The 10427-nt window shown below is 56.7% G+C and carries 11 protein-coding genes; all 11 read right to left on the bottom strand.

All coding sequences use genetic code 11. The features are described from left to right. Nucleotides 1-2: 2 nt before the first annotated feature. Nucleotides 3-365, bottom strand: a complete 363-nt coding sequence (locus tag HMPREF9081_RS00165) for an SFCGS family glycine-rich protein (RefSeq protein ID WP_006304843.1) — start codon at nt 363-365, stop codon at nt 3-5. Between the two features lie 22 nt (nt 366-387). Then, complete coding sequence (locus HMPREF9081_RS00170; RefSeq protein WP_006304844.1) at nt 388-741, bottom strand: hypothetical protein; 354 nt, start codon at nt 739-741, stop codon at nt 388-390. Next, nucleotides 738-1862, bottom strand: a complete 1125-nt coding sequence (locus HMPREF9081_RS00175) for an amidohydrolase/deacetylase family metallohydrolase (RefSeq protein ID WP_006304845.1) — start codon at nt 1860-1862, stop codon at nt 738-740. Before HMPREF9081_RS00175 ends, HMPREF9081_RS00170 begins: the two co-directional genes overlap by 4 nt. Further along, complete coding sequence (locus HMPREF9081_RS00180) at nt 1863-3731, bottom strand: BglG family transcription antiterminator (RefSeq protein ID WP_167535606.1); 1869 nt, start codon at nt 3729-3731, stop codon at nt 1863-1865. Nucleotides 3732-3889: 158 nt separating this feature from the next. Continuing rightward, nucleotides 3890-4129: an AtpZ/AtpI family protein gene (locus HMPREF9081_RS00185; protein ID WP_006304848.1), complete on the bottom strand. Its 240-nt coding sequence runs from the start codon at nt 4127-4129 to the stop codon at nt 3890-3892. A gap of 29 nt (nt 4130-4158) precedes the next feature. Next, on the bottom strand, nt 4159-5316 hold the full coding sequence (wecB, locus tag HMPREF9081_RS00190; RefSeq protein ID WP_040394130.1) for a non-hydrolyzing UDP-N-acetylglucosamine 2-epimerase: 1158 nt from the start codon (nt 5314-5316) through the stop codon (nt 4159-4161). Nucleotides 5317-5413: 97 nt separating this feature from the next. After that, complete coding sequence (locus HMPREF9081_RS00195; RefSeq protein WP_006304850.1) at nt 5414-6463, bottom strand: glycosyltransferase family 4 protein; 1050 nt, start codon at nt 6461-6463, stop codon at nt 5414-5416. Nucleotides 6464-6540: 77 nt separating this feature from the next. After that, nucleotides 6541-6933 carry a RuvC family protein gene (locus tag HMPREF9081_RS00200; protein ID WP_006304851.1) on the bottom strand — a complete coding sequence of 131 codons (393 nt, stop codon included), beginning with the start codon at nt 6931-6933 and terminating at the stop codon, nt 6541-6543. Next, nucleotides 6930-8105 carry a DUF3084 domain-containing protein gene (locus tag HMPREF9081_RS00205; RefSeq protein ID WP_006304852.1) on the bottom strand — a complete coding sequence of 392 codons (1176 nt, stop codon included), beginning with the start codon at nt 8103-8105 and terminating at the stop codon, nt 6930-6932. Before HMPREF9081_RS00205 ends, HMPREF9081_RS00200 begins: the two co-directional genes overlap by 4 nt. 46 nt (nt 8106-8151) lie before the next feature. Further along, entirely contained in the window at nt 8152-9252 is a 1101-nt protein-coding gene (locus HMPREF9081_RS00210) for an LptF/LptG family permease (RefSeq protein ID WP_006304853.1), read from the bottom strand. A 139-nt stretch (nt 9253-9391) separates the two neighbouring features. Beyond that, on the bottom strand, nt 9392-10427 hold a 1036-nt coding region (locus HMPREF9081_RS00215; RefSeq protein WP_006304854.1), incomplete at its 5' end, for an autotransporter outer membrane beta-barrel domain-containing protein.

Raw genomic sequence — 10427 nt, forward strand, 5'->3', positions numbered from 1 at the left:
CCCTATTTTGCTTTCGTGTCGAGATATGCCTCCACGAGGCGCTGTCCCAGCTCTTCCTTATCCATGAAGCCAAAGCCGACCACACGTGCCCCGTTCTTGATCGCAGTGACTCCGGCATCGATCGACCGCAGACCGAACTCGACGGCGTATCCGTGCTTCGTCTTCGCCGTGATGGCACCCGCACCGCCGCTCCCACAGAACGAGATGCCGAAATCAGCATCGTGCTCCTTCATCGTGTCGCCGATCTTCATGTCCGCACCAACCCCCTTGATGAGGATTGCCTCGCCCCCCGCAGCTTCGACCCCTGCGGCAACTTTCTGTCCTTTGCCCAGACGATCTCCGATAACAACTTTTACCTTGCTCATGACATAGTCCCCTTTCTAAAATTCAGAACCCCTCGGCAGCGCACTGCAGATGGATTGCAAGCAGCACTACTTCAGAAGAGCGCCGCATTGTGTCCCCCTCCTCGGAAAGCTCCCACAAGATCGTGCGGCTCTGCTCTACACAGGCGGGATCGATCTGCGCCATGGTGTCCTCATCCAGCTCCTCCAGCTGCTCTTTGCGTGCAGATCGGTTGACCACCTCCGCCATATGGTGCCCCATCGCAAGCCAACGCTCCCGCGGGATGGCAATGTCTCCCAGTGCAGCCGCAATCGCCGCAAGTCCCTGCTGCAATCGCTGCTCTGAATTGCAGCTTTGACGCTCCGCCTCTAGGATCTCCTGCCAGATCTCATCGCTCATAACAGAGTGACACTCCCTTCACGCACGACACCTTTTACATCAAGTGTCTGATGTCCGCATATCCTGCAGTCCTCGGCATCGACGTATTCCCGCACCTCATCACACACGGCAAAACGCGTGAGATCGGCGACAGAACCGGCGCGCAGACTGCCGATCTGGGGCATGCGCAGGATCGCTGCCGGTCGCGCGGTGACTGCGGCGATTACCTCATGTAGTGTCATGCCGAGCGCCATGCACTTCTCCATCGTATCGGAAAGGCTTCGCACCGGAGCCTCGTAGTTCCGACTGTAGAGATCCGTGCTGATCGTATCGACCATGAGCCCGCGCGCATGCGCCTGCCGCATACGGTGAAAGCTACAGCTCTCCGTGCCGTGCCCGAGATCGATATAGACGCCGCGTCGGAGAGCCGCCTGCAGCTGCGGCAGGATTTCCTCCCGCTCGTTCAGGCAGCCGCCGGGCTTTCCGTGAAAGATATGCGTCACGACATCACCTGCGCCGAGCAGATCGAGTACATCCGTCAGCTTCGGTGGCTGATTCCCGATGTGAACGAAGACGGGAACTTCCGCTTTTGCTGCAATCGTCTTGGCACGCCGCAGCCCCTCGACATCCGTGCCCTTTACAACCGAACTGCTCATACGCACCTTGATGCCGCGTATGGATGCGTTCTCCGCAATGAGACGCAGCGTCTCTTCCTCATCGATCTCACTCAAATCGGCAAGCTCCGATAATCCGTCAAAGAGCCCTGCACGCGAGACATTGAGCCACGCAAGGACACGCGTCTTCGCCTTGCTGATGACATGTTCCACAAAGCCGGGAAAGGTTCGCGATCCCGTACTCCCTGCATCGACAATGGTCGTCACCCCTTGGCGCACACCCACCGTATCCGCATCAATACCGATGACCGCACCATCGGCGACATGGACATGGAGATCGATCCACCCGGGACTGAGATAATCGCCATCGATATCAATCACTTCCGCTGCCGCCGGCAGAATCCCACCGCCCGGATAGAGCCCGGCAACCCGCCCGCCCTTGATACCGATATCATATCTTCCATCACGCCCTGTATAGGGATCCAATACATGCCCGCCAACGAGCAGCAAATCCATTTTTTCCACCATTCATCCCTCCGCTTCCGCAAAATAATTCAAAATTGCCTCCACCTCGCTGTCTGGCACCTTCGGAGCATATTCTCGAAGTACGTTGCGAATATCTGTCGCAAGATCCGCCATCTCCCCGCCATACATTCTCGACGGAAGAAGCCCGGCATATGCTGCTCCGCCCGCGAATCGGTTGACGGCAAGGAGGCAGTGTAGCAGGAGTCCTTTCTCCCGCTGCGGTGCAAGACGCCGCCCGGCAGCCTCCATCACCTGACCAAACAGATTGAATCCGCTGCAGATTACTTCTTCGGCAAACTGATGATAGATCTGCATTTCGTTCGTTCGTACTGGACTTGATTTTTGCAGAGTGCATTCTCGTGCCTTTGATACAACCCGAAATTCTGCCAGCGTCGCACGAATTTTTTCTACATCCTGCTTCTGCAGGATTGCCTGCACGACGACGCAGGGGAGATGACTCTGCAGAGGGAGAACACTGATAATAAGCTCCACAGGGTTCTCCGCAACAACACGCTCAACCTCCGCGATGGAGCAGCAACCGACGATCTGTAGCACATCAAACGTATTCTGCAGCTGCTTCATGAGCAGCTTGGCCGACGAGATACCCGAACTGCACACAACAAGGGTGCGCACATACGTTTTTCCAAACAGCGTTTCATAACTTAGCCGGAAATAGAGTACGATGTAGGAGATGTCCCCATCGTGCAGATAGATGTGGGAGGCATCAAACAGATCATAGCAGACCTGCTTCACCGTTTCGAAGAGCCCGCCAAAGCGCCTGCGGATATCATCGATCAGCGGATTCACATTGATCGCATACGACTGTTTCTTGATCAGAATGCGCCGCATGTGCAGGAGCAGATTCTCATAGAGCTCCCCGTCCGTTTCAAACGGCACATCCATAACCTCGCTTGTCCGCCGGATCAGCTGCCGCACGAGCCCCTCCACCGGGAAATTCTCACCTGCGGCATATGTATGTGCAAGGGGCAGTGCAAGCCAGTCCAGTTCATCCCGTGTGATCGTGAGATCAAAGGCAGCGAAAAGTTCCTCCAGCCGGTGATCCAATCTTGTCCGCAAATCTGAGTTCCAGTGCACCCCATCTCCGGTTGATTCAATCACGTTACCGCTCCGCACGGCATGAAAGGAAACACAAATGCGCACAAAGAGTTCCAAGAGTTCCTTTGCCTGCAAGTTCTCTCGCCCAGCCCGCATTTCACGCAAAATAATGCGACAGCCCCGATAGAGTCGGGAGAACTCTTCTTCCGTCATCAGATAGCAACAAATGGTCGTCTGCAAGGTCTTGGCGTCTGCACCATGCCAAAACTGTGCAATTGTCTTCTCCATATCCGGCAGCTCGAACCCAGACAGAATGAAATAGGCAATTGCCTGACGCCTCTTCGACTCTGTCGTCACCAGACGAAGTCCACGATGTGCCCGCCGCTCGACATGGATGTTCCATGCTGTAAAAAATGCGTCAACCGCCTCCATGTCCCGTAGCACGGTATCCTTGCTTACTTGCAGTACATCTGCCATGGATTGCAGCGTAATATAATCCCGGGTAAGGAGCATTGTGAAGACTATATGGCGGATGCGTTCACTTGAGAAGGCCGACGGTTTTTGAAGTTCCACATCCATCTTTTGTTGAAATGCATACAGGGCATCGGGCTTTGCCTCAAAGGAGAATCCGCGCCGTGCCTGATATGCGAGCGTGACATCCGGCGCATTCTCTGCCAGATATGCACGCAGCTTCCCGATATCGTATTTGATGCTGCGCTCACTGACGTCGTATTTTTCCATCAATATCTCTGTAGGGATAGGATAAGGAGCATTCAGCAGATCGGCAAGAATCTTTCGGCATCGAACATTCAGCACAAAACCTCCTCCCTTCTGAAGAATCATTCTTTTTCCATTATTATATAATTGAAATCATAAATATAAAATATGAACTTTTTGCCCTCTCTCCCCTGCAAAGCACTCATTTTCACGCACAAAAAAAGCCGTACGCTTTGAAACGCACGGCAACAAGCCATTCAAACTATTTTATAATATTTCAGCTGTCGATAGAGCGAATAGATCGCGGCGGGGAAGCCGAGGACGATGCCCACGATGGTGCAGGTATGCCCCGTACCGAGAAAGTCGTCGGCGCATTTGCCGAGGAAGATGAAGATGCCAAGGAAGACAACGAAGTAGATGCCGACGCCCGAGAGGAGTCCAAAGGCGCGCAGCGCCTCCGCCATGCCCGATGGAGGCGGCGTTTTTTTCTGCTCCATAGTCTTCTCCCCCACATCATGAACGCTGCTTATACGCTCTGAAACGGCTCCGGCTTCGTCTGCGTGTGTCCTGCGTGGTAGAGGATTGCCTCGACGGTGCGTCGTGCCGCCTTCCCGTCGCCATATGGATTCACCGCCTCTGCCATATGCGTATAGGCGGTCGGCTCGGTGAGGAGACGCATCGTTTCCTCATAGACGCGCTGCTCATCCGTACCAATCAGGCGTACCGTTCCCGCTGTGACCGCCTCGGGGCGCTCCGTCGTGTCACGCAGGACGAGGACGGGCTTGCCGAGCGACGGAGCTTCCTCCTGGATGCCGCCCGAGTCCGTAAGCACGATATCAACGCGCGCCATGAGATTCGCAAACGGCTCATAGTCAAGCGGATCGATGAGGTGGACACGTGCGAGTCCGCCGAGCTCCTCGCGAACAATCTCACGCACCTTTGGATTGCGGTGCACGGGGAAGATGACCTCCACATCATCCAGTTCCTCAATGATGTCGCGAATCGCTCGATAGACGTGGCGCATCGGTTCTCCAAGATTCTCGCGCCGATGCGTCGTAACGAGGAGGACGCGATGATTTTCGAAGTCCACACCCCCAAGCTCTGCGGGGAGTACATAGTCGGGACGCACGGTATGGTGCAGTGCGTCGATGACGGTGTTCCCCGTGACGAAGATGTGCGCCTCTGGAATCCCCTCGGCGAGGAGATTCGCGTGCGCGGTCGGCGTCGGTGCAAAATGCAGGGTCGCGATGCCGCCCGTAAGGCGGCGGTTCATCTCCTCGGGGAACGGCGAGTAGATGTCGTGTGTACGCAGGCCAGCCTCGACGTGTCCGACGGGAATCTGGTGGTAGTACGCAGCAAGCGCACCGGCAAAGGTGGTCGTCGTATCGCCGTGGACGAGCACGAGGTCGGGACGCTCCTGCCGAAACACCTCGTCAATACCATGCAAGGCGCGCGTAGTGATGTCAAAGAGCGTCTGCCCCGCCGCCATGATGTTGAGGTCATAGTCGGGAACGATGCGGAAGAGGTGCAGTACCTGATCGAGCATTTCACGGTGTTGCGCCGTAACGAGCGTCCGCGTTTCGATCTCGTCACCGTGACGCATGAGCTCCATAACAACAGGTGCCATCTTGATCGCCTCCGGCCGCGTGCCAAAGATCGACATGACTTTGATTTTGCCGGTCATTCTGTCCGTGCTCCTCTCTTTATGAAGCAGATTTTTAGTGTCCCTTCCACCGCTTACGCGGTCCCCCGCCCCCGTGACAACGGGGAAGGCTGTTTCTTCATTTCTGCTGTGGTACATCCATCTGCAGGATGCCCAGCTTGCGTGCACCGATGAAGACCACCGCCGCGACGATCAGGATGATGAGGATCGCCGCCTGCATGCTGACCGCCGTGAGGGCAAGAGCGCATAGCCCGAAGAGCGCGCTCACAACATACATGAGCAGCACTGCCTGTTTCTGCGTAAAGCCGTGTGCGAGCAAGCGATGGTGGAGATGTCCCTTATCCGGCTTGAAGATCGGGCGATGGTTGCGCATGCGGCGCACAATGGCAAACGTGGTATCGAGAATCGGAAGCCCGAGCGCGAGGATCGGCACGATGAGTGCAATCGTCGCGGCGCTCTTCACGGCACCAACCACCGATATCCCTGCCAGCATAAAACCGAGGAACATACTGCCCGTATCGCCCATGAAGATGCGTGCTGGATTGAAGTTGTAATAGAGGAAGCCGACCGCCGCGCCTGCGAGCGCCGCCGTCACCATCGCGACAAAGGGAATGCCCTCCTCCATCGCCACGAGGAAGATCGTGATGGCGGCGATGGAGGAAACCCCTGCTGCCAGCCCATCCAGTCCGTCGATGAGGTTGACGGTGTTTGTCAGCCCCACAATCCAGAAGATCGTCGCGGGAATCGCAAAGAGTTCAAGATAAATAAAATCGCCAAGCGGGTCGGTGATAAAGTCGATGCGCACATCAAAGCCGACGACGAGCACCACCGCCGCAAGGATCTGCCCAAGCAGCTTCACCTTTGCCGGCAGATCGCAGTAGTCGTCGATGATGCCGATGGCAACGATGATCGTTCCGCCAACCATGAGCCCGATCAGGCTCATCATGAACTCGGGCGTGAGCTCGACAAAGACAAGCTGCACGAGGATCGACACCATAAATGCGGCATAGATCCCGATGCCGCCGATGCGCGGGATGGGACGGACATGCACCTTGCGTGCGTCGGGCTTGTCGAGCGCACCCGTACGGCGCGCAAAGGCAATGACCACAGGCGTCAGTATGAGCGCCATACCGAGCGCGATCATAAATGCTAAGACATTATCGGGCATGAAACATTGCTCTCCTTAGTAGAGGTATCCGCAAACACATTTCTAATCATCTTACCGCAGGACAGGGACTCTGTCAATCAAACAATTTGCAGGAACCTCTGCGCGAGGATCACGGCAACGAAATCATCGACTGGTACGGGCGGCACTAGCATGCCGCGCGGCACAAGCCGCCGCCAGCCGCGGGGCGGATGGGCCTCCCAATAGGCGCGTTTTGCCGCATCCGTTGTGCGGTACTCATCGACAAGGATAACCTCATATCCAAGTGCCTCCACCCGCGCTTTCGCCGCCGCGCTCGTCGTTCCGTTGCCCATAATAACGATCGGTGTATACGCCGCAATGAGCGCACCAACGACCGCATCGAGCTCCGCCGTCACCACGACCTCCTGCACGAGAATTCTGCCGTCCGTCGCGAGGACGGCGACACCGCATTTCTCACGGCCGGGATCAATTGCTAAAACAGGGCAGCTCATGTCCCGCCCTCATGTTCACTCTCGATCTTAAATTTCAGCCGCAGGGGGCCCATCGCGTCCGTATCGCCGTCCGCATACGCAGAGATGACGACCGGATCCGTATGCCCCGCGAGTTCCTGCACAAGCCCGTAGAATTCCGCCCCCTCGATGACGCCGACCGTTCCGCGAATCGGGTCGGGGAGGATCCCCTTTGCCGACGCCGCCGCGTTGGCCTCGCGCAGGAACGCCATGATGGTCTGCTCTGCCGCACCTCCGACCCCCTCGGAGGCATAGACACGCGCGATGATGAGCTCCCCATCATGATAGATGATGCGGTTCGGATAGAGCTCGATGGAGGCGCGGATCTCATCGCCGCGCACGAGATTTCCCGCCGCCACGATGCGCACGATCATATCCACGGAGCTCTCCTCAATCGTATGCACAGCGGCGTCATACTCAGGCCCATAGATCCAGATGTCCTGATCCGTATGGTTCTCACCGAGCCGTGCCGAGATATTGCGCGTACCCAGTTGGGCGATCCCCGCCAACCCGCGTTCGATCTCATCATGACTGAGCCCTGCCGGAATTGTTCCGCTTGCGATGATCTCCCCTGCCTGATAGACGATATTCCCTTCGCGCAGATTCAGGATGTTCTCGCGCAGCTCGTTTGCGCGAACGCCAAGCGTCCGAATATCCGCAAGCAAGGTCTCATTTTCACCGGAGAGCTGCCCATTGAGAGAAACGAGCCCCTCCTTTTCCATCATGAGGGCGCGGTTCCCTGCCGAGAGGCGCTCGGACTCAGCCCGCAGATCATCCTGCTCTCCTTTGAGGCGCGCAATCTCATCCTCAGATTTTTTGAGATCGCCGCTCGCCTGTTCCTGCGCACTCTTTGCACGCGTAAGTTCACCCGAGGTAAAGTCCAGTGCTGCAGTTGTCTCAGCAATCATAGCGTTCAGCCGATCCATGCCAAAGAGCGCCGTGCGCACATTCTCAGACACTGCCGCCATGATTCCGAACGTCACCGTCGTGATACAGATGCCCGTAAAGATCGTAACGATGACCGCCGTATGACGTGGGCGCAGTCCAAAAATGGAAAGTTTCTTTTTCCCTATGCGCGTGCCGAGACGGTCGCCGATAAAGGCGATGACACCGCCGACGACAGCGAGAACAAAAATCAGTGTAATACCGTACATAGAGCGTGTCACCCCTTTCTGTTTGCAAACATATATCCTGTGAAAATTATTGCGAAGCGCGGCGCAGGAGAATCCCGCCCGCAATGACACCGACAATGTTTGGCAGCCAGACCGCCGGCAGCGCCGGCAGCACCTCGCCGCGTGCAAACGCATTGCCCATCATCATCAGTGCGTAGTAGATAAAGATGATGATGACACTCATCGCAAAGCCCGCCGACGAAGAGTTGCGCGTCGGCTGCAGCCCGAGCGGTACACCGATCAGCGTGAAGATCAGGCTTGCCATCGGAATCGAAATGCGCTGATAGAGCTCTGTCTCAAGCTTCGTCGTATTGACATACTGTGTCTGCATGAGTGCAATCTGATGACGCAGCTCACGCATCGTCATCTCCTCGGGATTCTTCTGCTCGCGGATGATCTGGCGCGGATCCTTCTGCACGGGAAGCACCTGTGTTTCAAAGCGCATGCGGCGCTCAAGGCGTTCATCCGCGATCTCATAGACATCTCCCTTGTGCATGATCCACTCAGAACCCGTCCATTCCGCGTATTCCGCATTCTCGACGTGTGTCACCTTGCCGGCCGCATCAAAGACCTGCAGACTGACTCCCGTCAGACGCTGCCGCTCCGCGTCGTAGGAGCGTGCGTAGACAAGACGCTGGATCTTTCCGTCCGTGATTTCCTTGATAATGAGATGCTCCTGCGATTTCATGCCGGAGTTGCCCTCAATCTCGTAGTAGATGACGTTGCGGTACGCTGTATTCGCACGCGGTACAACGTGCTCATTGAAGAGGATCGCGCCGACGCTCACGACGAAACCAAGCAGGATCGCAGGTGCGGCAATGCGTCCGAAACCAATGCCGCAGGACTTCATCGCCGTGATCTCGCTCGCGGACGACAGGCGTCCGAACGTCAGGAGACTCGCAAGCAGCATGGACATGGGGAACGTCCACATGACAACCCCGGGCAGACTGAACACAAAGATCTTGATGATCGACGGCAGTGACGCGCCGTAGTCCGTGATGTACTGTGCAATGCGAAAAAGCGTGCCCGAGCCGATGAAGACGGCCGAGAACGCACAGATGGCAAAGAGGAAGGACATAAAGACCTCCCGAAAGATATATTGATCAAGAATTCGGATCTTCAGACGCATTTTGCTCTCCTCTGATCATTCAGTCATTCATATTATCCGCTTTATTTTATCATTTTCGCCTGCCCTTGACAAGGATACAAAAGGGCTGCCGCACGAAGTGTTTCACTTCATGCGGCAGCCCCGTTCTATATTCTGCTTGTCAGAACGCCCAGTTCACATGTGCGCCGCCGGAGTAGCCCTGACGCTTGCCCTGCCAGCCCGTGAAGCGCAGATCATACGAGAAGCGGCTGTCCTTCGGTGCGAAGCGGTACCCCACTTCGAGCATCCCGCTCCCGCCCCGAAGGCTCGGACTCGGTGTGTCGTACCCTTGGTACGACGCCGTTGCCTTCCCGCTCAGTTCGTACTCCCAGGCAAGTCCTGCGAAGATCTCGCTCTTGTCACTGTCCTTGTGCGTATATGTAAATCCAAGACGTACACGGTTCGAGCTTACTGCGCCGAAGTCGTATTCATCAACGCTTGCATTCCGTCCGCCCGTATGGATTTTTGCCTGCATCCCCGACTGGTACGACCAGAAGTACCGCAGATAGGTGTTCAGTCGATCCTTCTCGTTGGTCTTCATCTCTTTGCCAATGCCCAGATGTGCCGCATAGTACGCGTTCGAGCTGTCGTAGTGCGAGCTCGTCCCCGTATAGAGCGAGCCGCTGTAGTCGCTGCGTGTCTTGCCGCCGTGCAGTGCCGCCTCTGCCCAGAGTCCCTGTGCGTTTTCCACGCGTCCCATGACGCCGACGCCGAGGTAGCTGATCTTGCCGCTGCCGTGTACGCCGTCGTCCAGGTACGAGTCGTACTTGCCTCTGCCGTATTCGACAAACGGGCTGAAGAGGAGGGTATGTCCTTTCCTGCCGAGTTCTCTCGTCCACCCAACGGCAAGTCCATAGCCCTGCATGTCGCTGTAGGAGCCGGATTTGACGGTCATGCCGCTCTGCTCCATCGCTGCCCAGAGATGATACCCCCGTGCGTCCTTGTCTTTGTCCCCGCTCCCCTCTTTCTTCGCGGAGGTCATGCCCGCGCCCGCAAGAAGGTCGGCGCCGCCGTTGATGAAGCTGGTCGCTCCTGCTCTGGTTTCGACAAAGGATTTGGTCTGTTCGCTAATCGCCGCTCGGGTGACGGTGGCAATGAGCTCATCGCTGCTTCGCTTCATCAGGTCAAAGCCGTAGAGGAGAGATACGCCGTGCATG

Source organism: Centipeda periodontii DSM 2778 (assembly GCF_000213975.1).
Classification (GTDB): domain Bacteria; phylum Bacillota; class Negativicutes; order Selenomonadales; family Selenomonadaceae; genus Centipeda; species Centipeda periodontii.

Coding starts and splice junctions, on each gene's coding strand:
- HMPREF9081_RS00165 (WP_006304843.1), bottom strand. CDS start 365: ATGAGCAAGGTAAAAGTTGTTATCGGAGATCGTCTGGGCAAAGGACAG.
- HMPREF9081_RS00170 (WP_006304844.1), bottom strand. CDS start 741: ATGAGCGATGAGATCTGGCAGGAGATCCTAGAGGCGGAGCGTCAAAGC.
- HMPREF9081_RS00175 (WP_006304845.1), bottom strand. CDS start 1,862: ATGGTGGAAAAAATGGATTTGCTGCTCGTTGGCGGGCATGTATTGGAT.
- HMPREF9081_RS00185 (WP_006304848.1), bottom strand. CDS start 4,129: ATGGAGCAGAAAAAAACGCCGCCTCCATCGGGCATGGCGGAGGCGCTG.
- wecB (WP_040394130.1), bottom strand. CDS start 5,316: ATGACCGGCAAAATCAAAGTCATGTCGATCTTTGGCACGCGGCCGGAG.
- HMPREF9081_RS00195 (WP_006304850.1), bottom strand. CDS start 6,463: ATGCCCGATAATGTCTTAGCATTTATGATCGCGCTCGGTATGGCGCTC.
- HMPREF9081_RS00200 (WP_006304851.1), bottom strand. CDS start 6,933: ATGAGCTGCCCTGTTTTAGCAATTGATCCCGGCCGTGAGAAATGCGGT.
- HMPREF9081_RS00205 (WP_006304852.1), bottom strand. CDS start 8,105: ATGTACGGTATTACACTGATTTTTGTTCTCGCTGTCGTCGGCGGTGTC.
- HMPREF9081_RS00210 (WP_006304853.1), bottom strand. CDS start 9,252: ATGCGTCTGAAGATCCGAATTCTTGATCAATATATCTTTCGGGAGGTC.